27 protein-coding genes are annotated in these 22,176 nt (G+C 55.0%); 25 read left to right on the top strand and 2 right to left on the bottom strand.

Annotated features, from left to right (window positions below):
• Nucleotides 1–384: 384 nt before the first annotated feature.
• The 25 genes from D9597_RS00435 to nikR all read left to right on the top strand — a co-directional run bounded on the left by D9597_RS00435 (nt 385) and on the right by nikR (nt 21,423).
• Nucleotides 385–762 (top strand): hypothetical protein, encoded by a 378-nt coding sequence (locus D9597_RS00435; protein ID WP_130221417.1) that lies wholly within the window; start codon nt 385–387, stop codon nt 760–762.
• 68 nt (nt 763–830) lie between these two features.
• Nucleotides 831–1,889: a methyltransferase gene (locus D9597_RS00430; protein ID WP_130221343.1), complete on the top strand. Its 1,059-nt coding sequence runs from the start codon at nt 831–833 to the stop codon at nt 1,887–1,889.
• A gap of 40 nt (nt 1,890–1,929) precedes the next feature.
• Nucleotides 1,930–2,652 (top strand): beta-ketoacyl synthase chain length factor, encoded by a 723-nt coding sequence (locus D9597_RS00425; RefSeq protein WP_130221342.1) that lies wholly within the window; start codon nt 1,930–1,932, stop codon nt 2,650–2,652.
• Nucleotides 2,649–3,470: a lysophospholipid acyltransferase family protein gene (locus D9597_RS00420; protein WP_130221341.1), complete on the top strand. Its 822-nt coding sequence runs from the start codon at nt 2,649–2,651 to the stop codon at nt 3,468–3,470. The genes D9597_RS00425 and D9597_RS00420 overlap by 4 nt, the downstream gene beginning before the upstream one ends.
• Nucleotides 3,445–3,702, top strand: a complete 258-nt coding sequence (locus D9597_RS00415) for a phosphopantetheine-binding protein (RefSeq protein ID WP_047643688.1) — start codon at nt 3,445–3,447, stop codon at nt 3,700–3,702. The genes D9597_RS00420 and D9597_RS00415 overlap by 26 nt, the downstream gene beginning before the upstream one ends.
• A gap of 11 nt (nt 3,703–3,713) precedes the next feature.
• Nucleotides 3,714–3,965, top strand: coding sequence for an acyl carrier protein (locus tag D9597_RS00410; protein ID WP_000139646.1), 252 nt, complete (start codon nt 3,714–3,716; stop codon nt 3,963–3,965).
• Nucleotides 3,966–3,969: 4 nt separating this feature from the next.
• The gene (locus tag D9597_RS00405) at nt 3,970–4,551 is read left to right on the top strand and encodes a hypothetical protein (RefSeq protein WP_130221340.1); all 582 of its coding nucleotides are present in this window, start codon (nt 3,970–3,972) and stop codon (nt 4,549–4,551) included.
• The gene (locus D9597_RS00400) at nt 4,548–5,909 is read left to right on the top strand and encodes an acyl-CoA synthetase (RefSeq protein ID WP_130221339.1); all 1,362 of its coding nucleotides are present in this window, start codon (nt 4,548–4,550) and stop codon (nt 5,907–5,909) included. Before D9597_RS00405 ends, D9597_RS00400 begins: the two co-directional genes overlap by 4 nt.
• Complete coding sequence (locus D9597_RS00395) at nt 5,896–6,249, top strand: 3-hydroxyacyl-ACP dehydratase FabZ family protein (RefSeq protein ID WP_001592834.1); 354 nt, start codon at nt 5,896–5,898, stop codon at nt 6,247–6,249. Before D9597_RS00400 ends, D9597_RS00395 begins: the two co-directional genes overlap by 14 nt.
• The gene (locus D9597_RS00390; RefSeq protein WP_130221338.1) at nt 6,240–7,916 is read left to right on the top strand and encodes a glycosyltransferase; all 1,677 of its coding nucleotides are present in this window, start codon (nt 6,240–6,242) and stop codon (nt 7,914–7,916) included. The genes D9597_RS00395 and D9597_RS00390 overlap by 10 nt, the downstream gene beginning before the upstream one ends.
• 3 nt (nt 7,917–7,919) lie before the next feature.
• Complete coding sequence (locus D9597_RS00385) at nt 7,920–8,342, top strand: thioesterase family protein (RefSeq protein ID WP_000930891.1); 423 nt, start codon at nt 7,920–7,922, stop codon at nt 8,340–8,342.
• The gene (locus tag D9597_RS00380; protein WP_130221337.1) at nt 8,339–8,944 is read left to right on the top strand and encodes an outer membrane lipoprotein carrier protein LolA; all 606 of its coding nucleotides are present in this window, start codon (nt 8,339–8,341) and stop codon (nt 8,942–8,944) included. Before D9597_RS00385 ends, D9597_RS00380 begins: the two co-directional genes overlap by 4 nt.
• Nucleotides 8,913–11,231 carry an MMPL family transporter gene (locus tag D9597_RS00375; RefSeq protein ID WP_130221336.1) on the top strand — a complete coding sequence of 773 codons (2,319 nt, stop codon included), beginning with the start codon at nt 8,913–8,915 and terminating at the stop codon, nt 11,229–11,231. The genes D9597_RS00380 and D9597_RS00375 overlap by 32 nt, the downstream gene beginning before the upstream one ends.
• Nucleotides 11,228–11,812 (top strand): DUF3261 domain-containing protein, encoded by a 585-nt coding sequence (locus D9597_RS00370; protein ID WP_000595148.1) that lies wholly within the window; start codon nt 11,228–11,230, stop codon nt 11,810–11,812. The genes D9597_RS00375 and D9597_RS00370 overlap by 4 nt, the downstream gene beginning before the upstream one ends.
• 1 nt (nt 11,813) lies before the next feature.
• Entirely contained in the window at nt 11,814–12,983 is a 1,170-nt protein-coding gene (locus D9597_RS00365) for a beta-ketoacyl-[acyl-carrier-protein] synthase family protein (RefSeq protein ID WP_130221335.1), read from the top strand.
• Nucleotides 12,980–13,444 carry a 3-hydroxy-fatty acyl-ACP dehydratase gene (locus D9597_RS00360; RefSeq protein WP_130221334.1) on the top strand — a complete coding sequence of 155 codons (465 nt, stop codon included), beginning with the start codon at nt 12,980–12,982 and terminating at the stop codon, nt 13,442–13,444. The genes D9597_RS00365 and D9597_RS00360 overlap by 4 nt, the downstream gene beginning before the upstream one ends.
• Nucleotides 13,444–14,175, top strand: a complete 732-nt coding sequence (locus D9597_RS00355) for a 3-ketoacyl-ACP reductase FabG2 (protein WP_000091664.1) — start codon at nt 13,444–13,446, stop codon at nt 14,173–14,175. The genes D9597_RS00360 and D9597_RS00355 overlap by 1 nt, the downstream gene beginning before the upstream one ends.
• Nucleotides 14,172–15,401, top strand: coding sequence for a beta-ketoacyl-ACP synthase (locus D9597_RS00350; RefSeq protein ID WP_000198472.1), 1,230 nt, complete (start codon nt 14,172–14,174; stop codon nt 15,399–15,401). The genes D9597_RS00355 and D9597_RS00350 overlap by 4 nt, the downstream gene beginning before the upstream one ends.
• A gap of 1 nt (nt 15,402) precedes the next feature.
• Entirely contained in the window at nt 15,403–15,990 is a 588-nt protein-coding gene (gene acpT / locus D9597_RS00345; protein ID WP_130221333.1) for a 4'-phosphopantetheinyl transferase AcpT, read from the top strand.
• A 110-nt stretch (nt 15,991–16,100) separates the two neighbouring features.
• Nucleotides 16,101–17,675: a nickel ABC transporter substrate-binding protein gene (gene nikA, locus D9597_RS00340; RefSeq protein WP_130221332.1), complete on the top strand. Its 1,575-nt coding sequence runs from the start codon at nt 16,101–16,103 to the stop codon at nt 17,673–17,675.
• Nucleotides 17,675–18,619 (top strand): nickel ABC transporter permease subunit NikB, encoded by a 945-nt coding sequence (gene nikB, locus D9597_RS00335; RefSeq protein WP_000947068.1) that lies wholly within the window; start codon nt 17,675–17,677, stop codon nt 18,617–18,619. Before nikA ends, nikB begins: the two co-directional genes overlap by 1 nt.
• On the top strand, nt 18,616–19,449 hold the full coding sequence (nikC, locus tag D9597_RS00330) for a nickel ABC transporter permease subunit NikC (protein ID WP_001008963.1): 834 nt from the start codon (nt 18,616–18,618) through the stop codon (nt 19,447–19,449). The genes nikB and nikC overlap by 4 nt, the downstream gene beginning before the upstream one ends.
• Complete coding sequence (gene nikD, locus D9597_RS00325; protein ID WP_130221331.1) at nt 19,449–20,213, top strand: nickel import ATP-binding protein NikD; 765 nt, start codon at nt 19,449–19,451, stop codon at nt 20,211–20,213. The genes nikC and nikD overlap by 1 nt, the downstream gene beginning before the upstream one ends.
• The gene (nikE, locus tag D9597_RS00320) at nt 20,210–21,016 is read left to right on the top strand and encodes a nickel import ATP-binding protein NikE (RefSeq protein ID WP_130221330.1); all 807 of its coding nucleotides are present in this window, start codon (nt 20,210–20,212) and stop codon (nt 21,014–21,016) included. Before nikD ends, nikE begins: the two co-directional genes overlap by 4 nt.
• A 5-nt stretch (nt 21,017–21,021) precedes the next feature.
• Complete coding sequence (gene nikR / locus D9597_RS00315; RefSeq protein ID WP_001190062.1) at nt 21,022–21,423, top strand: nickel-responsive transcriptional regulator NikR; 402 nt, start codon at nt 21,022–21,024, stop codon at nt 21,421–21,423.
• Between the two features lie 119 nt (nt 21,424–21,542).
• Here the strand turns inward: nikR and D9597_RS00310 are convergent, their stop codons facing one another.
• The gene (locus D9597_RS00310) at nt 21,543–21,902 is read right to left on the bottom strand and encodes a type II toxin-antitoxin system HicB family antitoxin (protein WP_000593555.1); all 360 of its coding nucleotides are present in this window, start codon (nt 21,900–21,902) and stop codon (nt 21,543–21,545) included.
• Nucleotides 21,899–22,174 carry a type II toxin-antitoxin system HicA family toxin gene (locus D9597_RS00305; protein WP_130221329.1) on the bottom strand — a complete coding sequence of 92 codons (276 nt, stop codon included), beginning with the start codon at nt 22,172–22,174 and terminating at the stop codon, nt 21,899–21,901. Before D9597_RS00305 ends, D9597_RS00310 begins: the two co-directional genes overlap by 4 nt.
• Nucleotides 22,175–22,176: the final 2 nt, after the last annotated feature.

Here is a 22,176-nt window from a genome sequence, read left to right as displayed (position 1 = left end):
CTGATCAGACAATGACCACCGTTTATCTAACGGTGGCCATTTGATTCGAGAAAATGATGCAATATTATTCAGAAAATTAATTTCTAAAAACCACTCCTTAAGTCAAATATATATAAACACCGAATAATTATTAAATTCCCATCCCAGAGAACGCACTGATTATATTGTGTTATTTTTATTGCCTCATTTTTCTCACTCACTTATAGTTGGTCCCCGCTGGCAGTAATTTAGTCATCTCAAAATGATTTGTTCTGATGTGCACTTACTGACTTATCTCATAAGTAAATTTTTCGCTAAATAAAGAATAGTGAGACCAGCAATTACAGTTAAATCCTGCTTTACTCGTAAAAACAATACTTTAATGGGGTTATAATGAAACACTACATGAAATGGTTTGCTGCTATTGCTGTTGTGGGTGCTTTAGCGGGTTGTGCGCGTACTGTGCCTATTGATCAAGTTCACTCAACCGTCAGCGCCGGTCATACTCAGGATCAAGTTAAAAAAGCGATTCTGAAAGCTGGCGTTGAACGCAAATGGATTATGTCCGAAGCCGGACAAGGTGTAATTAAAGCACGTCAACAATCACGCGATCATTCAGCAGAAATTCGCATTAACTACACGGCATCCAGCTACGATATCAATTATGAAAATAGTCAGAACCTGCAAGCATCAGGCGGACAAATTCATAAAAACTATAATCGCTGGGTCCGCAATCTCGACAAAGATATTCAACTGAATTTGTCGGCTGGCGCAGATTTGTAATTTCCCCTAAAGTCGGGCCGCTTCGGTCCGATAATAATTTAATTCCCTCTTAACAGGTTGTGCCCAACATGTACGAACAGGATTCTCTTAGCGCACTGGATGCGATTACCGAAGCTCAACGCATTGCCTTTGCCCCCATGCTTTTTCAAACAGCTCTCTGCCTGCGTAATGCGGGTGTACTTTCTTATCTGGATCGGCAAGGCAAACATGGCGCAACGCTGGCTGATATCACCGAAAATAGTCATATCAACGAATATGCTGCCAGCGTTCTGTTAGATATGGGCTTAAGCGGGCGAATTATTACCTGCAAAGAGGGAATTTATTACCTGGCGAAAATCGGTCATTACCTCCTGCATGACACCATGACGCGCGTGAATATGGATTTCACCCAGGATGTCTGTTATCAGGGGCTATTCTTCCTCGCCGATTCACTCAATGAAGGCAAACCTTCCGGGTTAAAAGTATTTGGCGACTGGCCGACGATATATCCGGCACTTTCACAATTACCTGACGCCGCCCGTGAAAGCTGGTTCGCGTTTGATCATTACTATTCAGATGGCGCATTTAACGCCGCACTGCCTTATGTATTCGCCAACAACCCCACAACCTTGTACGATGTAGGCGGCAATACCGGTAAGTGGGCTTTGCGCTGCTGTAAATACAACGAAAACATCACCGTTACGTTATTAGATCTGCCACAACAAATCGTGCTCGCCAAAGAAAATATCGCGAATGCAGGCTTTTCTGATCGTATAGATTTCCATGCTGTGGATATGCTAAGCAATGCGCCGTTACCGGGCGAGGCTGATATCTGGTGGATGAGTCAATTTTTAGACTGTTTTTCACCCGAACAAATAATTAGCATACTCAGCAAAGTTGCCAGCGTAATGAAGCCCGGCGCAAAACTTTGCATTATGGAGTTGTTCTGGGATGCGCAGCGGTTTGAAGCGGCATCGTTTAGCCTGAATGCCTCCTCACTTTATTTCACCTGCATGGCAAACGGTAACAGCCGTTTCTATAGCGCAGAGAAATTTTACGACTATCTGAATAAAGCAGGATTTCAGGTAGCAGAGCGCCACGATAATTTAGGCGTTGGGCATACATTACTGATATGCCAAAAGAAATAATCGTCACTTAATAATTTTGGTTTACCGCGGGCGCGCGTTGATGAAATTTACATTAAATATTACCGACTGGAAGGCACTGGCGCCTGGACTTAGCGAAGCCCAGCAATGGCAAGCATGGTCGCGCCAGCCGTGGGCGGTTGACCCTGCTGCACCGTTGGCAAAATTATGCGAATTGCCAATGATGACCGCCCGCCGCCTCAGTTCAGGCAGCAAACTGGCCGTGGAGTGCGGTCTGGCAATGCTACGCCGCCATCAGCCAGACGCCGTTTTGTATACCAGTCGTCATGGCGAACTGGAACGCAATTACCGCATTGTTCATGCACTGGCAACCGAACAGGCACTCTCTCCGACAGACTTCGCGCTCTCCGTACACAACTCTTCCGTGGGTAACCTGACCATTGCGGCCAAGCAACCGATCGTTTCGTCATCGCTTTCGGCTGGTCGCGACAGTTTCCAGCAAGGTTTGTGTGAAGTGCTTAGCCTGTTACAAGCGGGATACCAGCGCGTGTTGATGGTCGATTTTGATGGCTTTCTGCCTGAGTTCTATCACCCACAACTGCCAGCAGAAATGCCGACCTGGCCGTACGCCGTCGCGCTGGTGATTGAAGCTGGCGATGACTGGCAATGTGAAACACAGCCAGTCATTGCGGGCAATGAAACATCACTGCCGCAAAGCATGTTGTTTTTACAGCACTTTTTACAAAACGTTGATAAATTTTCACTGCCTGGCGAGCGCGTGCAATGGCGCTGGAGCCGCAGATGAGTAAGCTGATGTCGCGCCTGGAGTGGACATGGCGACTGGTTATGACCGGGTTGTGTTTTGCCCTGTTTGGCCTCGGCGGACTACTGCTCTCTGTAGTGTGGTTTAACGTATTGTTGGTTTTGGTGTGGGATACTTCCCGCCGCCGTCGTTTGGCGCGTCGCAGCATTGCCGTCAGTTTTCGCCTGTTTTTAACAGTCGCAAAAGGGCTTGGCGTGCTGGATTATCGGATTAATGGGGCTGAAATCTTACGTCAGGAACGCGGTTGCCTCGTCGTAGCTAATCATCCCACGCTTATTGATTACGTACTGCTGGCGTCAGTCATGCCAGAAACTGACTGCCTGGTGAAAAGCGCGCTGTTAAAAAATCCTTTTCTTGGCGGCGTTGTGCGGGCGGCAGATTATTTAATCAACAGCGAAGCTGAAACCCTGTTACCCCGCTGCCAACAGCGACTGGCACAGGGAGACACTATCCTGATTTTCCCCGAAGGCACACGAACGAAGCCCGGTGAAAAAATGACGTTGCAGCGCGGGGCGGCGAATATTGCCGTGCGCTGCGCCAGCGATATGCGCATCGTGACGATCGGCTGTAGCGAGCATCTGCTGGATAAACAAAGTAAATGGTATGACGTTCCGCCTGCCAGGCCGTTTTTTACGGTTGAAGTCCGTGAGCGGGTAGAAATCAATAAATTTTACGATGCAACTTCACAAGAACCGGCGCTGGCAGCAAGGCAGTTAAACCGGCATCTTTTGCTTCAATTACAACAAGGTTGTTTACCTCTCTCAGGAATAAATAATGCAAGCGCTTTATCTGGAAATTAAAAACCTCATCATCAGCACCCTCAATCTCGACGAGTTGACGCCTGATGATATCGATACCGATGCGCCGCTGTTCGGCGACGGTTTAGGGCTGGATTCCATCGATGCCCTGGAACTGGGGCTGGCAGTGAAAAATGAATATGGCGTTGTACTTTCTGCGGAAAGTGAAGAGATGCGTCAGCACTTTTTCTCCGTCGCCACTCTGGCCTCTTTCATTGCTGCGCAACGTGCCTGAGGAAAGCCATCATGACAGAACAACAAACCGTCTATCAGGAAGTCTCTGCCCTGCTGGTCAAGCTGTTTGAAATCGATCCGCAGGACATCAAACCTGAAGCGCGCCTGTACGAAGATCTGGAACTGGACAGCATCGACGCCGTTGACATGATTGTGCACCTGCAAAAGAAAACCGGTAAGAAAATCAAGCCGGAAGAGTTTAAAGCAGTGCGTACAGTCCAGGATGTCGTAGAGGCCGTAGAACGCCTGCTACAAGAAGCCTGATCTGATGTCGGGCATTCGCTCGCTACCGATTATTAAGCTGCTGACCGGATTATTGCTGCTCACCTGGCCGTTTGTGATTTGGCTTGGTTTGGCACATAACGGCCTGCATTGGCTGTTGCCGCTGATGGCGCTGCTGCTTTTGTTGCGCCTGCGCCAGACCCGTGGCCAGGCGGGGCCGCTACAAGCCGTAACACAAATCGTCGCTGTCGTAGGCATCGCCTTGTGTGTCGCCAGCTTTGCGTTGAAAACGCACCAGCTACTGCTGTTTTACCCGGTAGTGGTTAATACGGTAATGCTGGCGGTTTTTGGCGGTTCGCTGTGGTCGGCAATGCCGATAGTTGAGCGGTTGGCGCGTTTGCAGGAGCCAGACCTTCCGGAAAAGGGCGTGCGCTATACCCGCCACGTCACGCAAATCTGGTGCGGCTTTTTCATCATCAACGGCGGAATTGCCCTCTTTACCGCGCTGCATGGCGATATGTCGTTATGGACTGCCTGGAACGGCATGATTGCTTATTTGTTGATGGGGACGTTAATGGCAGGTGAATGGCTGGTGCGCCGTCAGGTGATGAAAAGAGATCGCTCATGAAGCAGACCTTACCGCTTGCACGCTGGCTGACTGCGCCACGCCCTGATGACACGCCCATTGCGTGGCTGGACGAAAGCACCTGGACGCTGGGCGATTTGCGTCACGATGTCGCGCAACTTATCTGCCGCTTGCAGCAACAGCCGGGTGAACGTTGGGCGCTGTGCTTTGAGAACAGCTATCTGTTTATCGTTGCCCTGCTCGCCACGCTACACGCCGGAAAAACGCCAGTGCTTCCGGGGCATAACCGTGTTATCCAGCTTAACGAGCAACGTGAACTTTTTGATGGTGTGCTTAGCGACAGCGAACTTAACTGGCAAGGTTCATTGCTGTTGGTAGCAAGTTCCCCACAAGTCGCTACACAATCATTCACCTTTGCCGCCATAGCGCCAGATGCTTATATCGAGCTATTTACCTCTGGTTCCACGGGACAGCCGAAGCGAGTGATTAAACCTGTTCGCCTGCTGGACCGTGAAGCACAACTGCTGGCTGAACGATTAGGCGCACGTCTGGCGGGTTGTCGGGTGGTCGGTTCCGTATTGCCGCAGCATTTGTACGGCCTGACTTTTCGCATTTTCTTGCCAATGGCGCTGGGATTACCGCTGCACGCCGCCATGCTCTGGTATGTCGAACAGTTTGCCGCGTTGAGCCATCAGCATCGCTATATCTTCATCAGCAGCCCGGCATTTTTGAAGCGCCTGGATGCTCAGCTATCCCCGCCGCCCGTTCAGGTGCTTCTCTCTGCTGGCGGTGAGCTACCGTGGCAGGATGTACAACACACCGCGAGCTGGCTGCGCGTCTGGCCTGATGAAATCTACGGCAGCACGGAAACCGGCGTCATCGCCTGGCGTTACCGCGAACAAGAGCAACGCCGCTGGCTGCCTTTCCCAGGTATGAAGTTCCAGGCAGAAGGTGATGTTTTTCGCCTCTTTTCACCGCTGATGGCGGATGATAACGGCTTGTTACTCGACGATACCTTACAGTTTAGCGAAGATGGTCAGTTCCATCTGATGGGGCGTCGCGGACGCATCGTTAAGATTGAAGAAAAACGTATTTCTCTGCAGGAAGTGGAACAACGTCTGCTGGCGCTGGACGGTATTCGCGAGGTGGCGGCAGTTCCCGTTACGCGCGGCGGGCGTCAGTGCATTGGCGTTTTGCTGGTGCTGGATGACGAAGCTCATCTGCAATGGCAGAACGGCGGCGGGCATAGCCAGGAAATGACCTGGCGGCGATTACTGCGCCCGACGCTGGAGCCAGTTGCCATTCCGCGTTACTGGCGCGTTATTGATGAAATACCAGTAAACAGTATGAACAAGCGTGTCTATGCGCAATTACAGGAGTTATTTCATGAAGCCCCATGAAATCGAGCGCCATCAGGCACAAGCGAATCACCTTGAGATTGTTTTGCATCTCAGGGCAGATCTGTTCTGGTTTCGCGGTCATTTTGCCGTGCAACCATTACTCCCCGGCGTGGCGCAAATCGACTGGGCGATGAGCTACGCGCTCACTCTGCTCGCGCCCGGCTGGCGTTTTCACTCCATTCAGAACATAAAATTCCAGTCTCCGTTGCTGCCGGAAAACCGTGTCACGCTCACGCTTAACTGGCAGGAAGAACGCCAGATTCTGAGCTTTAGCTATCAGCGTCACGACGGTGACGCCCGCCACACCGCCAGTAGCGGGAAGATCCGCCTATGTCGGTAAACTTTTCTCCCTGCGTGTTGATCCCCTGCTACAACCACGGCGCGATGATGCCGGGCGTGCTGGCGCGTCTTAAGCCATTTAATCTGCCCTGTATTGTGGTGGATGACGGCAGCGATGCCGCCACGCAACAGCAACTGGATAAGCTGGTTAGCGAACAGCCTGGCGTGACCTTAATTCGCTTAGCTGAAAACGCAGGTAAAGGCGCGGCGGTGATGCGTGGCTTACAGGCGGCGGCAGACGCAGGGTTCAGCCATGCAGTACAGGTGGATGCTGACGGTCAGCACGCGATTGAAGATATCCCCAAACTGCTAACACTTGCCGAACAACACCCTGCGGCGCTGATCTCCGGCCAGCCGATTTACGATGAATCCATTCCCCGCTCACGGCTGTACGGGCGCTGGGTCACCCACGTCTGGGTATGGGTAGAAACGCTCTCCCTGCAACTGAAAGACAGCATGTGCGGTTTTCGCGTTTATCCGGTTGCGCCAACGCTGCAACTGGCAAAACACGCCACCATCGGCAAGCGGATGGATTTCGACACCGAAGTGATGGTGCGCCTCTACTGGCAGGGAAATACCAGTTATTTCGTGCCGACCCGCGTCACTTATCCGCAGGACGGGCTTTCGCATTTTGATGCCCTGAAAGATAACGTCCGCATCTCGCTCATGCACACGCGTCTGTTTTTCGGCATGTTGCCGCGTATTCCTTCACTGCTGATGCGCCGCTCTTCCAGCCACTGGGCGCGGCAGAGTGAGGTGAAAGGGTTATGGGGAATGCGCCTGATGCTGCTGGTCTGGCGTCTGCTGGGCAGAACGGCGTTTAGCGCGCTGCTTTACCCGGTGGTGGGCGTCTACTGGCTCACCGCCAGCCGGGCGCGCCAGGCATCACAAGACTGGCTCGCCCGTGTGCGCCAACATCAACCACAGGCAGCAAAACTCAACAGCTATCAGCACTTTCTACGTTTCGGCAACGCCATGCTCGACAAAATCGCCAGCTGGCGCGGCGAGCTGCAACTGGGGCGCGATGTGCTGTTTGCGCCAGGCGCAGAAGCGGCGCTTGACGTCCGCGATCCGCGCGGCAAATTGCTGCTGGCCTCGCATCTTGGCGATGTGGAAGTGTGCCGGGCGCTGGCAAAAATTCAGGGCTACAAAACCATTAACGCGCTGGTGTTTAGCGAAAACGCCCAACGCTTTAAACAGATAATGCAGGAGATGGCCCCGCAGGCTGGCATCAACCTGCTCCCGATAACAGATATCGGCCCGGAAACCGCCATTCTGCTGAAAGAGAAGCTGGATAACGGCGAATGGGTGGCGATTGTCGGTGACCGCATCGCCGTCAACCCGCAACGCGGCGGCGACTGGCGCGTCTGTTGGAGTCCATTTATGGGCAAACCTGCGCCTTTCCCACAGGGGCCGTTTATTCTCGCGTCCATTTTGCGCTGCCCGGTGAATCTGATTTTCGCCCTACGCCAGCACGGCAAGCTGCATATTCACTGCGAAACCTTTGCCGACCCGCTGCTGTTGCCGCGTGGCGAACGCCAGCAGGCGCTGCAAAACGCTATCGACCACTACGCCGCGCGCCTGGAACATTACGCGCTCCAGTCGCCCCTCGACTGGTTTAATTTTTTCGATTTCTGGCAACTGCCGGAAATTCAGGACAAGGAGTAAAGGGTGCTTAACGATCCCCGATTTACCGCTGAAGTCGAGCTGACCATTCCCTTTCACGACGTCGATATGATGGGCGTGGCCTGGCACGGTAACTATTTTCGCTACTTTGAAGTGGCCCGCGAGGCGCTGCTCAACCAGTTCAATTACGGCTATCGGCAGATGAAAGAGTCCGGTTATTTGTGGCCAGTGGTCGATGCGCGGGTGAAATATCGCCACGCTCTCACCTTTGAGCAGCGCATCCGCGTGCGTGCGCATATCGAAGAGTTCGAAAACCGTCTGCGGATTGGCTATCAGATTTTCGATGCCGAAACGGGCAAACGCGCCACCACCGGATACACCATCCAGGTCGCAGTAGACGAGCAAAGCCGCGAACTGTGCTTTGTCAGCCCCGATATTCTGTTTGAACGCATGGGAGTCAAACCATGAAATTTTTGCCGCTGCTGGCGCTGCTGATTAGCCCGTTTGTGAGCGCCCTGACCCTGGACGATCTTCAGCAACGCTTTACCGAACAACCGGTGATCCGCGCCCATTTTGATCAAACCCGGACGATTAAAGATCTGCCGCAGCCGCTGCGATCTCAGGGCCAGATGTTGATCGCCCGCGACCAGGGGTTATTGTGGGATCAAACCTCACCATTCCCCATGCAGCTATTGCTCGACGATAAACGCATGGTGCAGGTGATCAACGGTCAGCCGCCGCAAATCATCACGGCAGAAAACAACCCGCAGATGTTCCAGTTTAACCACCTGCTGCGCGCGCTGTTCCAGGCCGATCGCAAAGTGCTGGAACAAAACTTCTGCGTCGAATTTGCTGACAAAGGCGAAGGCCGCTGGACGCTGCGCCTGACGCCGACCACCACGCCGCTGGATAAAATTTTCAACACCATCGATCTCGCCGGGCAAACCTATCTGGAGAGCATTCAGCTTAATGATAAACAGGGCGATCGCACCGATATCGCTCTTACCCAACATCAACTGACGCCAGCACAACTGACCGATGACGAACGCCAACGTTTTGCCGCACAGTAACCGCCCCGCGCTGTTATGGGGGCTAGTCTGCCTGGTCATGGCGGCGGCGTTACTGATCCTGCTGCCGCAATCACGACTGAACAGTAGCGTGCTGGCTATGTTACCCAAACAGGCGATGGGCGATATTCCTCCAGCGCTGAATGACGGCTTTATGCAGCGTCTGGACCGCCAACTGGTGTGGCTGGTCAGCCCCGGTAAAGAGGCTAATCCCAGAGTCGCTCAGGAATGGCTGACGCTGCTGCAAAAATCCGCTGCGCTCGGCGACGTTAAAGGGCCAATGGATGCCGCCAGCCAGCAAGCGTGGGGAGCGTTTTTCTGGCAGCACCGCAACGGCCTGATTGACCCCGACACCCGCGCCCGCCTGCAAAACGGCGGCGAAGCGCAGGCGCAGTGGATCCTCTCCCAGCTTTATTCCGCGTTCTCCGGGGTAAGCGGCAAAGAGTTGCAAAACGATCCGCTGATGTTAATGCGCGGCTCGCAGCTGGCGATGGCGAAAAACGGCCAGCGTTTACGACTGATGGACGGCTGGCTGGTGACGCAGGATCACCAGGGCAATTACTGGTATCTGCTGCACGGCGAACTGGCGGGATCGTCGTTTGATATGCAGCAAACCCACCTGCTCATCACGACCCTGAATACGCTGGAAAAAGATCTAAAAACGCGTTACCCGCAGGCGCAGCTGCTCTCGCGCGGCACGGTGTTTTACAGCGATTACGCCAGCCAACAGGCGAAGCAGGACATCTCCACCCTGGGCGTGGCAACGCTGCTGGGGGTGATATTGCTGATTGTGGCGGTGTTCCGCTCTTTACGTCCGTTGCTGCTCTGCGTGATTTCCATCGGCATCGGCGCGCTGGCGGGAACGGTCGCCACATTGTTGATTTTCGGTGAATTACACCTGATGACGCTGGTGATGAGCATGAGCGTTATCGGCATTTCCGCTGACTACACGCTCTATTACCTTACCGAGCGGATGGTGCACGGCAACGATGTTTCGCCGTGGCAAAGCCTGGCGAAAGTGCGTAATGCCCTGCTGCTGGCGCTGCTCACCACCGTAGCAGCATATCTGATTATGATGCTCGCCCCTTTCCCTGGTATTCGCCAGATGGCGATTTTTGCCGCCGTCGGGTTGAGCGCCTCCTGTCTGACCGTCCTGTTCTGGCATCCGTGGCTGTGCCGTGGCCTGCCGGTGCGCCCGGTTCCGGCGATGGCGCTGATGCTGCGCTGGCTGGCGGCATGGCGGCGTAATAAAAAACTGTCGCTGGGTCTGCCCGTCGCGCTGGCGCTGTTTTCGCTGGCAGGGATGTCAATGCTGCGCGTCGATGACGATATCTCGCAGTTACAGGCGCTGCCGCAGCATATTCTGGCGCAGGAAAAAGCCATTACCGCCCTGACCGGACAAAGCGTCGATCAAAAATGGTTTGTGGTTTACGGCGATTCGCCACAGCAAACATTGGGACGGCTGGAGACATTTACCGCTTCGCTGGAGAAAGCGAAAAAAGACGGCCTTATCAGCAACTACCGCACTATTCCGCTGAACTCCCTGGCGCGGCAGGAGGAAGATTTACATCTGCTGAAAACGGCTACCCCGACGGTAACGAAAGCACTGCAAAACGCCGGGATGATGGCAGTGAAACCAGACCTCAACGCCATGCCGGTGAAGGTTGATGAATGGCTGGCAAGCCCCGCCAGTGAAGGCTGGCGTCTGCTGTGGCTGACGCTGGAAAACGGCGCAAGCGGCGTGCTGGTGCCGGTTGAAGGGGTTAAAAATAGTGCGGCGCTACAGGAAATCTCCACATATTACCCTTGCGGCATTGCCTGGGTTGATCGCAAAAGCACCTTTGATGAATTGTTCGCACTTTACCGCTACGTCTTAACCGGCTTGTTGCTGGTGGCGCTGGCGGTGATTGCCTGCGGCGCGGTAGCTCGCCTCGGCTGGCGCAAAGGGCTTATCAGCCTGGTGCCTTCGGTGCTTTCGCTGAGCTGCGGTCTGGCGGTGCTGGCGATGAGCGGGCAGGCGGTGAATCTCTTTTCGCTGCTGGCGCTGGTGCTGGTGCTTGGCATCGGTATCAACTACACGCTGTTTTTCAGTAATCCGCGCGGTACACCGTTAACTTCCCTACTGGCGATCACGCTGGCAATGCTCACCACCTTGCTGACGCTGGGAATGTTGGTATTCAGCGCCACTCAGGCCATCAGCAGTTTTGGCATTGTGCTGGTGAGCGGTATTTTCACCGCCTTCCTGCTTTCGCCGCTGGCTATGCCCGATAAAAAGAGAACAAAAAAATGATCAAACCCACATTCTGGCGAGCGTTCGCCCTGACCGCTACGCTTATCCTCACCGGCTGTAGCCACTCGCAACCGGAACAGGAAGGCCGCCCGCAGGCATGGCTGCAACCTGGCACGCGCATCACGCTGCCTGCGCCGGGGATTTCACCCGCCGTCAATTCCCAGCAACTGTTGACCGGCAGCTTCAACGGCAAAACCCAGTCGCTGCTAGTGATGCTTAACGCCGACGACCAGAAAATCACCCTTGCCGGACTATCATCGGTCGGCATTCGCCTGTTTCTGGTGACCTACGATGCGCAAGGGCTACGCGCCGAGCAATCCATCGTCGTCCCACAGTTGCCGCCCGCAAGTCAGGTGCTGGCTGACGTGATGCTTAGCCACTGGCCAATTAGCGCCTGGCAACCGCAACTTCCCGCAGGATGGACACTTCGCGACAACGGTGACAAACGCGAGCTACGTAACGCCAGCGGCAAACTGGTCACGGAAATCACCTATCTGAATCGCAAGGGCAAACGCGTGCCAATCAGCATTGAGCAGCATGTCTTTAAATACCACATCACCATTCAATACTTAGGTGACTGATATGATTTATGTTTCCGCCGTCGGCATGATCAACGCCCTGGGAAATAACCTTGACGAAATCGCAGCCAACCTGACTCGCGGTGTTGCTCCCGGAATGCGCCCGCGCGCAGGCTGGTTGCAGGGGCATCCGCAGGCGGTCCTGGCTGGCGTGGATGGCGAGCTTCCGCTTATCCCGGAAAAATTCGCTGCGCACCGCTCGCGTAACAATCAGATCCTGCTGGCGGCGCTGGCGCAGATCCAGCCGCAGGTTGATGACGCTATTGCGAAATATGGCCGCGAGCGCATCGCGATTGTGCTTGGCACCAGCACCTCCGGCCTGCATGAAGGCGACACGCACGTTAACCTGCGCACCCACGGGCAGCCAAGCACCACATGGCACTATGCGCAACAGGAACTCGGCGATCCGTCGCGCTTTCTCAGCCACTGGCTGGCGCTCGACGGCCCGGCCTATACCCTTTCAACCGCCTGCTCTTCCAGCGCCAGAGCGATGATCAGCGGGCGCAGACTCATCGAAGCGGGGCTGGTCGATGCCGCCATTGTGGGTGGCGCAGACACCCTGAGCCGGATGCCGATTAACGGTTTTCACAGCCTCGAATCGCTGTCGCCAACCTTATGTCAGCCGTTTGGTCGTGACCGCGCAGGTATCACCATTGGTGAAGGGGCGGGGCTAATGCTGCTGACCCGCGAACCGCAGCCCATCGCGTTGCTGGGCGTTGGTGAATCAAGCGACGCTTACCATATTTCGGCCCCGCATCCGCAGGGCGAAGGGGCGATCCGCGCTATTAATCAGGCGCTGACCGATGCGCAGCTTACGCCAGATGACGTCGGCTATATCAACCTGCACGGCACCGCCACACAACTCAACGATCAGATTGAATCAATGGTGGTTAACGCCCTGTTTGGCGAACGCGTACCGTGCAGCTCCACCAAACATTTGACCGGACACACGCTGGGCGCGGCGGGCATTACCGAGGCGGCAATCAGCATGTTGATCTTACAGCGTGATTTACCGCTGCCCGCTCAGGACTTCAGCCTGTCGCCGCGCGATCCCACGCTGCCACCGTGCGGCATTATCGAAAAACCGCAGCCGCTGGCACGTCCGGTGATCCTGTCCAATTCCTTCGCTTTTGGCGGCAATAACGCCAGCATTCTGCTCGGGAGGGTTTCGTGAGCCACTATTTATCACCCGGCGCTTATCTGCCCCACGACGCGCCCATGTTACTGCTGGAAGAAGTGGTGAGCGTCAGCGATGACAGCGCGATCTGCCGCGTAACGGTTTCGCCCGGTGGCGTACTGGCACCGTTTCTCGACCCGGACGGCAATCTCCCTGGCTGGTTTGCCCTTGAACTGATGGCGCAAACCGTCGGCGTCTGGTCTGGCTGGCATCGCCACCAGCAGGGCAAAAACAGTATTGAGTTAGGGATGGTACTGGGCGCGCGTGAATTGCTTTGCGCCGCTGGCATTCTGCCCGCAGGCCAGACGCTGACCATTACCGTCAAACTGCTGATGCAAGACGATCGCTTCGGCAGTTTTGAGTGCAGCATCAACGACGGCGAGGCGACGGGCCGCATTAACACCTTCCAGCCGACCGCGGAAGAACTTACCACCCTGTTTCAACAAGGAGCGTCCTGATGAGTCGTTCAGTTCTGGTTACTGGTGCCAGCAAAGGCATTGGTCGCGCCATCGCCTGCCAACTGGCGGCAGACGGCTTTAACATTGGCGTTCACTATCACCGTGACGCCACAGGCGCTCAGGAAACGCTGAATGCCATTGTCGCCAACGGGGGTAACGGGCGTTTGCTCAGTTTCGACGTCGCAAACCGCGAACAGTGTCGGGAAGTGCTGGAGCACGAGATCGCGCAACACGGTGCCTGGTACGGCGTGGTTAGTAACGCCGGGATCGCCCGCGATGCCGCTTTTCCGGCTTTAAGCGATGACGACTGGGATGCGGTGATCCACACCAACCTCGACAGTTTCTACAACGTCATTCAGCCGTGCATTATGCCGATGATCGGCGCACGCCAGGGTGGGCGCATCATCACGCTATCCTCGGTTTCCGGCGTAATGGGCAATCGCGGCCAGGTGAATTACAGCGCTGCCAAAGCCGGAATTATCGGCGCAACAAAAGCACTGGCTATCGAACTTGCGAAGCGCAAAATCACCGTCAACTGCATCGCGCCGGGGCTTATTGATACCGGGATGATCGAAATGGAAGAGAGCGCCCTGAAAGAGGCAATGTCGATGATCCCCATGAAACGCATGGGCCAGGCGGAAGAAGTTGCCGGGCTTGCCAGCTATTTAATGTCTGATATTGCGGGTTACGTCACCCGCCAGGTTATTTCCATCAACGGAGGGATGTTATGACACGTCGCGTAGTGATTACAGGAATGGGCGGCGTGACTGCCTTTGGTGAAAACTGGCAGGACGTTTCTGCACGCTTACTGGCGTATGAAAATGCGGTGCGCAAAATGCCGGAGTGGCAGGTCTACGATGGTCTGCACACCCTGCTTGGCGCGCCTGTTGATGATTTCACGCTACCGGAGCACTACACCCGCAAGCGTATCCGTGCGATGGGCCGCGTGTCGCAAATGTCGACCCGTGCCAGCGAGCTGGCGTTAGAGCAGGCAGGGTTGATTGGCGATCCGATATTAACCAGCGGCGAAACGGGCATTGCGTACGGTTCATCGACCGGCAGTACCGGCCCGGTAAGCGAGTTCGCCACCATGCTGACGGAAAAGCACACCAATAACATCACTGGCACCACCTATGTGCAGATGATGCCACACACCACCGCCGTTAATACTGGCCTCTTTTTCGGCCTGCGCGGCCGGGTGATCCCAACCTCCAGCGCCTGTACCTCCGGCAGCCAGGCAATCGGTTATGCGTGGGAAGCCATTCGCCACGGTTATCAAACGGTGATGGTTGCCGGTGGTGCCGAAGAGTTATGTCCTTCAGAAGCGGCGGTGTTTGATACCCTTTTTGCCACCAGCCAGCACAATGATGCGCCGAAAACCACACCTTCACCGTTCGATGAAAACCGCGACGGGCTGGTGATTGGTGAAGGCGCAGGTACGCTCATTCTCGAAGAACTGGAGCACGCCAAAGCGCGCGGCGCGACCATTTACGGTGAAATCGTCGGCTTTGCGACTAACTGCGACGCGGCACATATTACCCAGCCGCAGCGCGAAACCATGCAGTATTGTATGGAGCAATCGCTGAAAATCGCCGGGTTAAGCGCACAAGATATCGGCTATATTTCAGCGCATGGTACGGCGACCGATCGCGGTGATATGGCAGAAAGTCTGGCGACAGCAACCATTTACGGTGATAATGTGCCGCTCTCCTCGCTGAAAAGTTATTTTGGTCATACGCTTGGTGCCTGTGGCGCGCTCGAAGCCTGGATGAGTCTGCAAATGATGCGCGAAGGTTGGTTTGCGCCTACGCTAAACCTGAATAAACCAGACCCGAATTGTGGCGCGCTGGATTACATCATGCATGAAGCCCGCAAGGTTGATTGTGAGTTTTTGCAGAGTAACAACTTTGCCTTTGGCGGCATTAATACATCCATCATCATTAAACGTTGGCCCTGATATGTATCGGATAGTTCTGGGGAAAGTTTCGACCTTAAGCGCAGCTCCACTGCCACCGGATTTACGCGATCAAGCACCGCAAGGTCCACGACGCGAACGTTGGCTAGCGGGGCGTGCATTGCTTTCGCACACGCTTTCCCCGCTACCGGAGATCATCTATGGCGAACAAGGCAAACCTGCATTCGCGCCGGAAACGCCGCTATGGTTCAACTTAAGCCATAGCGGTGACGATATCGCCCTGCTGTTGAGCGATGAAGGCGAAGTCGGCTGCGATATCGAAGTGATTCGCCCGCGCGCCAACTGGCGCTGGCTGGCGAACGCGGTGTTCAGCCTCGGGGAACACGCTGAGATGGACGCCGTGCATCCTGATCAGCAGCTGGAAATGTTCTGGCGCATCTGGACGCGCAAAGAAGCCATCGTTAAACAGCGTGGCGGCAGCGCCTGGCAAATCGTCAGCGTAGACAGCACCTATCAGTCCTCGCTGTCAGTCAGCCATTGCCAGCTCGACAATTTAAGCCTGGCAATCTGCACCCCTACCCCCTTTACGCTCACTGCCGACAGTGTGCAATGGATCGATTCAGTTAACTGATCCGCCCACCCGACTGTCCATCTCTTGATCCAGAACAGGTAATCAGTATGACGAATACTTAAAATCGTCATACTTATTTCCGCCATCTATTTTAATCCATTGGGGTTACCATGCTCTCCACACTCCGCCGCACTCTATTTGCGCTGCTGGCTTGTGCGTCTTTTATCGTCCATGCCGCCGCGCCAGATGAAATCACCACCGCCTGGCCGGTGAACGTCGGGCCACTAAACCCGCACCTTTACACGCCTAACCAGATGTTCGCCCAGAGCATGGTTTATGAACCGCTGGTGAAATATCAGGCTGATGGTTCGGTGATCCCGTGGCTGGCAAAAAGCTGGACCCATTCGGAAGATGGCAAAACCTGGACCTTCACCCTGCGTGATGACGTGAAATTCTCCAACGGCGAACCGTTTGATGCAGAGGCGGCGGCAGAAAACTTCCGCGCAGTGCTCGATAACCGTCAACGTCACGCCTGGCTGGAGCTGGCAAACCAGATTGTTGATGTCAAAGCACTCAGTAAAACAGAGCTGCAAATCACCCTGAAAAGCGCCTACTATCCTTTCCTGCAAGAACTGGCCCTGCCACGCCCTTTCCGCTTTATCGCCCCCTCGCAGTTTAAAAACCATGAAACCATGAACGGGATTAAAGCGCCGATTGGCACCGGACCGTGGGTTTTGCAGGAATCGAAACTGAATCAGTACGATGTCTTCGTCTGTAACGAAAACTACTGGGGCGAAAAGCCGGCGATTAAGAAGATCACTTTTAACGTCATCCCGGACCCGACTACCCGCGCGGTAGCGTTTGAAACTGGCGATATCGACCTGCTGTACGGAAACGAAGGGTTATTACCGCTCGATACCTTCGCCCGCTTTAGCCAGAACCCGGCTTACCACACTCAACTGTCACAGCCGATCGAAACCGTGATGCTGGCGCTTAATACCGCCAAAGCCCCTACCAACGAGCTGGCAGTACGTGAAGCTCTTAATTACGCGGTAAACAAAAAATCGCTGATTGATAACGCGTTGTATGGCACCCAGCAGGTTGCCGACACCCTGTTTGCCCCTTCTGTGCCTTACGCTAATCTCGGCCTGAAACCACGCCAGTACGATCCGCAGAAAGCGAAAGAGTTGCTGGAAAAAGCCGGTTGGACGCTGCCTGCAGGCAAAGACATCCGCGAGAAAAATGGTCAGCCGCTGCGCATTGAACTTTCGTTCATCGGCACCGATGCGTTAAGCAAATCGATGGCGGAAATCATTCAGGCTGATATGCGCCAGATTGGCGCAGATGTCTCGCTGATTGGCGAAGAAGAGAGCAGTATCTATGCTCGTCAGCGCGACGGTCGTTTTGGCATGATTTTCCACCGCACCTGGGGCGCGCCATACGATCCACACGCCTTCCTGAGTTCAATGCGCGTACCGTCGCACGCTGACTTCCAGGCACAGCAAGGATTAGCCGACAAGCCGCTGATTGATAAAGAGATCGGCGAAGTGCTGGCGACCCATGACGAAACGCAACGTCAGGCGCTGTATCGCGACATTCTGACCCGTCTGCATGACGAGGCGGTTTATCTGCCTATCAGTTACATCTCAATGATGGTGGTATCAAAACCGGAGCTGGGTAACATCCCCTACGCGCCGATCGCCACCGAAATTCCGTTCGAACAGATTAAACCGGTGAAACCTTAATGTTGCGTTACGTATTACGCCGCTTTCTGCTGCTGATCCCGATGGTGCTCGCCGCCTCGGTGATCATTTTTCTGATGCTGCGCCTCGGCACCGGCGACCCGGCGCTCGATTATCTGCGTCTGTCTAACCTGCCGCCGACGCCGGAGATGCTGGCCTCTACCCGCACCATGCTGGGGCTGGATCAGCCGCTGTACGTCCAGTACGGTACCTGGTTGTGGAAGGCGCTGCATCTCGACTTTGGTATCTCATTCGCCAGCCAACGCCCGGTGCTGGACGATATGCTGAACTTCCTGCCCGCCACGCTGGAACTGGCAGGTGCCGCGCTGGTATTAATTCTGCTCACTTCCGTGCCGCTCGGTATCTGGGCGGCGCGCCATCGCGACCGTCTGCCGGATTTCGCCGTACGTTTCATCGCGTTTCTTGGCGTGTCGATGCCTAACTTCTGGCTGGCGTTTTTACTGGTGATGGCGTTTTCGGTGTATCTGCAATGGCTACCCGCGATGGGTTACGGCGGCTGGCAGCACATCATTTTGCCTGCGGTTTCCATTGCCTTTATGTCGCTGGCGATTAACGCGCGTTTGCTGCGCGCCAGTATGCTGGACGTCGCCGGTCAGCGTCACGTCACCTGGGCGCGGTTGCGCGGCCTGAACGACAAACAGACCGAACGTCGCCATATTCTGCGCAATGCCTCGCTGCCGATGATTACTGCCGTGGGGATGCACATCGGCGAACTGATCGGCGGGACGATGATTATCGAAAACATCTTTGCCTGGCCGGGCGTCGGGCGCTATGCGGTGTCGGCGATTTTTAACCGTGACTATCCGGTCATTCAGTGCTTTACGCTGATGATGGTGGTGGTTTTTGTGGTCTGTAATTTAATTGTCGATTTGCTCAACGCCGCGCTGGACCCGCGCATTCGTCGTCATGAAGGAGCGCACGCGTGAACTTTTTCCTCTCTTCCCGCTGGTCGGTACGCCTGGCGCTGATCATTATCGCCCTGCTGGCGCTGATTGCGCTCACCAGCCAGTGGTGGCTGCCGTATGACCCCCAGGCGATTGATCTGCCGTCGCGCCTACTTTCACCGGATGCGCAGCACTGGCTGGGCACTGATCATTTAGGGCGCGATATTTTCTCGCGGCTGATGGCAGCGACCCGCGTGTCGCTCGGTTCGGTAATGGCCTGTCTGCTGCTGGTGCTGACATTAGGGCTGGTTATCGGCGGCAGCGCCGGACTGATTGGCGGGCGCGTTGATCAGGCCACCATGCGCGTCGCGGATATGTTTATGACCTTCCCAACCTCGATTCTGTCGTTCTTTATGGTTGGCGTGCTCGGCACCGGGTTAACCAACGTGATTATCGCCATCGCCCTGTCGCACTGGGCATGGTACGCGCGCATGGTGCGCAGCCTGGTGATTTCACTGCGCCAGCGCGAGTTTGTGCTGGCATCACGGCTTTCCGGCGCGGGCCATGTGCGGGTGTTTGTTGATCATCTGGCAGGTGCGGTGATCCCCTCGCTGCTGGTGCTGGCAACGCTGGATATCGGCCATATGATGCTGCACGTCGCGGGGATGTCCTTCCTTGGCCTCGGTGTGACCGCGCCGACCGCCGAATGGGGCGTGATGATTAACGACGCGCGCCAGTATATCTGGACCCAGCCGCTGCAAATGTTCTGGCCGGGGCTGGCGCTGTTTATCAGCGTGATGGCCTTTAACCTGGTGGGTGACGCACTGCGCGATCATCTGGATCCTCATCTGGTGACGGAGCACGCACACTAATGCCGCAACAGATTGAACTACGTAATATCGCGCTACAGGCCGCGCAGCCGCTGGTGCACGGCGTATCGTTAACCCTGCAACGCGGGCGCGTGCTGGCGTTAGTCGGCGGTAGCGGCAGCGGGAAATCATTAACCTGCGCCGCGGCGCTGGGCATTCTGCCCGCAGGCGTTCGCCAGACGGCGGGGGAAATTTTAGCCGATGGCAAACCGGTTTCTCCCTGCGCCCTGCGCGGCATCAAAATTGCCACCATCATGCAGAACCCGCGCAGCGCCTTTAATCCGCTACACACCATGCAGACCCACGCGCGGGAAACCTGCCTGGCGCTGGGGAAACCCGCCGACGACGCCACGCTTACCGCTGCCATAGAAGCGGTGGGGCTGGAAAACGCCGCGCGCGTATTGAAGCTGTACCCGTTCGAGATGAGCGGCGGTATGTTGCAGCGCATGATGATTGCGATGGCGGTGCTGTGTGAATCGCCGTTTATCATCGCCGATGAACCGACCACCGATCTCGACGTGGTAGCGCAGGCGCGCATCCTCGATCTGCTGGAAAGCATTATGCAAAAACAAGCACCGGGAATGCTGCTGGTCACCCATGATATGGGCGTTGTGGCGCGTCTGGCGGATGACGTGGCGGTGATGTCACACGGTAAAATTGTCGAACAGGGCGATGTCGAAACGCTGTTTAACGCCCCCAAACATGCGGTGACGCGCAGCCTGGTTTCTGCTCATCTCGCCCTCTACGGTATGGAGCTGGCATCATGACTTTACTTAACGTCTGCGACCTTTCCCATCACTACGCACACGGTGGTTTCAGCGGTAAGCACCAGCATCAGGCGGTGCTTAATAACGTTTCCCTGACCCTGAAAAGCGGCGAAACCGTCGCCCTGCTGGGGCGCAGCGGCTGCGGAAAAAGCACTCTCGCGCGGCTGCTGGTAGGCTTAGAGTCGCCCGCGCAGGGGAAAATTAAATGGCGCGGCGAACCGCTGGCGAAACTTAATCGCGCGCAACGTAAAGCGTTCCGCCGCGATATTCAAATGGTGTTTCAGGACTCCATCAGCGCCGTGAATCCGCGCAAAACCGTGCGCGAGATCCTGCGTGAACCGATGCGCCATCTGCTATCGCTGAAAAAATCCGAACAACTGGCGCGCGCCAGCGAAATGCTGAAGGCGGTAGATCTTGACGACAGCGTGCTCGACAAACGCCCACCGCAGTTAAGCGGCGGCCAACTCCAGCGCGTCTGCCTGGCACGCGCGCTGGCGGTCGAACCGAAACTGCTGATTCTGGATGAAGCGGTTTCTAACCTTGACCTCGTGTTACAGGCGGGCGTCATTCGCCTGCTGAAAAAGCTGCAACAACAGTTTGGCACCGCCTGCCTGTTCATCACCCACGACTTACGTCTTGTAGAACGCTTTTGCCAGCGAGTGATGGTGATGGACAACGGACAAATCGTCGAAACCCAAGTGGTGGGAGATAAATTAACCTTTTCCTCTGACGCCGGACGTGTGCTACAAAACGCGGTATTACCCGCATTCCCCGTGCGCCGTCGCGCCACAGAAAAGGTTTAACGCAAATGCAACGAGTCACCATCACGCTTGATGACGATTTACTGGAGACGCTGGACAGCCTGAGCCAGCGTCGTGGTTATAACAACCGTTCCGAAGCTATCCGCGATATTCTGCGTAGCGCCCTGGCGCAGGAAGCTACCCAGCAGCACGGCACACAAGGTTTCGCGGTGCTGTCGTATGTGTATGAACACGAAAAACGCGACTTAGCCAGCCGTATTGTCTCCACCCAGCATCATCACCACGATCTCTCGGTCGCCACGCTGCATGTGCACATTAATCACGACGACTGTCTGGAAATCGCCGTGCTGAAAGGTGACATGGGCGACGTGCAGCATTTTGCCGATGACGTCATCGCCCAGCGCGGCGTGCGGCACGGGCATTTGCAGTGCTTGCCGAAGGAAGATTGAGTTATTTCTAAAACGAGGAAAGAAAAGATATTAACTGAACTTAATTTATAAAATTAAGTTCAGTTGCATAGATAGATCCTGTAAAGGCAGATATTCTGCGTAATGTACGCCGCTAAAATTTATAAATGATTCAAACGCTCATTCAGTGTTTCAATAATATAGGTATTAACAGAGACTTGTTGCTGCGCAGCCGCATTATTAAGGCGTTCACTCAGCGATTCTGGATAGCGTAACGTAAAGGTCTTAATCTTTTCTGTACGCGCATACGGCTCAATACCCGCAGCTTTACAATCCTCAAGATACTCTCGCAGGGAAAGCTCCCCTTCTTTTTGCAGCCCCTGAATACTGTCAGAGACAAAATCACAATAACCTGACAAGCCCAGGAATTTGCCACGAAATGCATTCAGTTCTGGCACGTAGGTAATAACAGCTGGTTGCCCGGCAATCTCCATAGAGTTTGGCGTCTTCAGTTTGATCATGGTTTTACCCCTATACTTAGTAACCATTCACGCACGCTTTCTACAGCGCCTTTATCGGTATCTGGCGACGGATGAGGCCGATGGAAACACGCAACGCTCATATTTAGTATGAACTTACAACGCGAACCTCTTCCTTCCTTAATTTCTCCGCCTAATGCTTTAACCAGTGACTCTATATCAGACCACTTGATCCCTTGAGGAACAGGAGATTTAACTATTTGATCCAATGTATTTTTTTGTTTCTTCCGTAAAGCCTGTACCTGGATTCTCATGG

The sequence above is a fragment of the Escherichia sp. E13S3 genome (genome assembly GCF_004212325.1).
Classification (GTDB): domain Bacteria; phylum Pseudomonadota; class Gammaproteobacteria; order Enterobacterales; family Enterobacteriaceae; genus Escherichia.
The sequence above is the reverse complement of the archived record's forward strand: the minus strand, read 5'-3'. Positions and strand labels throughout refer to the sequence as shown.

Coding starts and splice junctions, on each gene's coding strand:
- nikD (WP_130221331.1), top strand. CDS start 19,449: ATGCCGCAACAGATTGAACTACGTAATATCGCGCTACAGGCCGCGCAG.
- D9597_RS00420 (WP_130221341.1), top strand. CDS start 2,649: ATGAGTAAGCTGATGTCGCGCCTGGAGTGGACATGGCGACTGGTTATG.
- D9597_RS00310 (WP_000593555.1), bottom strand. CDS start 21,902: ATGATCAAACTGAAGACGCCAAACTCTATGGAGATTGCCGGGCAACCA.
- D9597_RS00390 (WP_130221338.1), top strand. CDS start 6,240: ATGTCGGTAAACTTTTCTCCCTGCGTGTTGATCCCCTGCTACAACCAC.
- acpT (WP_130221333.1), top strand. CDS start 15,403: ATGTATCGGATAGTTCTGGGGAAAGTTTCGACCTTAAGCGCAGCTCCA.
- nikA (WP_130221332.1), top strand. CDS start 16,101: ATGCTCTCCACACTCCGCCGCACTCTATTTGCGCTGCTGGCTTGTGCG.
- D9597_RS00305 (WP_130221329.1), bottom strand. CDS start 22,174: ATGAGAATCCAGGTACAGGCTTTACGGAAGAAACAAAAAAATACATTG.
- D9597_RS00350 (WP_000198472.1), top strand. CDS start 14,172: ATGACACGTCGCGTAGTGATTACAGGAATGGGCGGCGTGACTGCCTTT.
- D9597_RS00370 (WP_000595148.1), top strand. CDS start 11,228: ATGATCAAACCCACATTCTGGCGAGCGTTCGCCCTGACCGCTACGCTT.
- D9597_RS00410 (WP_000139646.1), top strand. CDS start 3,714: ATGACAGAACAACAAACCGTCTATCAGGAAGTCTCTGCCCTGCTGGTC.
- D9597_RS00415 (WP_047643688.1), top strand. CDS start 3,445: ATGCAAGCGCTTTATCTGGAAATTAAAAACCTCATCATCAGCACCCTC.
- D9597_RS00380 (WP_130221337.1), top strand. CDS start 8,339: ATGAAATTTTTGCCGCTGCTGGCGCTGCTGATTAGCCCGTTTGTGAGC.
- D9597_RS00405 (WP_130221340.1), top strand. CDS start 3,970: ATGTCGGGCATTCGCTCGCTACCGATTATTAAGCTGCTGACCGGATTA.
- D9597_RS00365 (WP_130221335.1), top strand. CDS start 11,814: ATGATTTATGTTTCCGCCGTCGGCATGATCAACGCCCTGGGAAATAAC.
- nikB (WP_000947068.1), top strand. CDS start 17,675: ATGTTGCGTTACGTATTACGCCGCTTTCTGCTGCTGATCCCGATGGTG.
- D9597_RS00435 (WP_130221417.1), top strand. CDS start 385: ATGAAATGGTTTGCTGCTATTGCTGTTGTGGGTGCTTTAGCGGGTTGT.
- D9597_RS00400 (WP_130221339.1), top strand. CDS start 4,548: ATGAAGCAGACCTTACCGCTTGCACGCTGGCTGACTGCGCCACGCCCT.
- D9597_RS00395 (WP_001592834.1), top strand. CDS start 5,896: ATGAAGCCCCATGAAATCGAGCGCCATCAGGCACAAGCGAATCACCTT.
- D9597_RS00430 (WP_130221343.1), top strand. CDS start 831: ATGTACGAACAGGATTCTCTTAGCGCACTGGATGCGATTACCGAAGCT.
- nikR (WP_001190062.1), top strand. CDS start 21,022: ATGCAACGAGTCACCATCACGCTTGATGACGATTTACTGGAGACGCTG.
- D9597_RS00355 (WP_000091664.1), top strand. CDS start 13,444: ATGAGTCGTTCAGTTCTGGTTACTGGTGCCAGCAAAGGCATTGGTCGC.
- D9597_RS00375 (WP_130221336.1), top strand. CDS start 8,913: ATGACGAACGCCAACGTTTTGCCGCACAGTAACCGCCCCGCGCTGTTA.
- nikE (WP_130221330.1), top strand. CDS start 20,210: ATGACTTTACTTAACGTCTGCGACCTTTCCCATCACTACGCACACGGT.
- D9597_RS00425 (WP_130221342.1), top strand. CDS start 1,930: ATGAAATTTACATTAAATATTACCGACTGGAAGGCACTGGCGCCTGGA.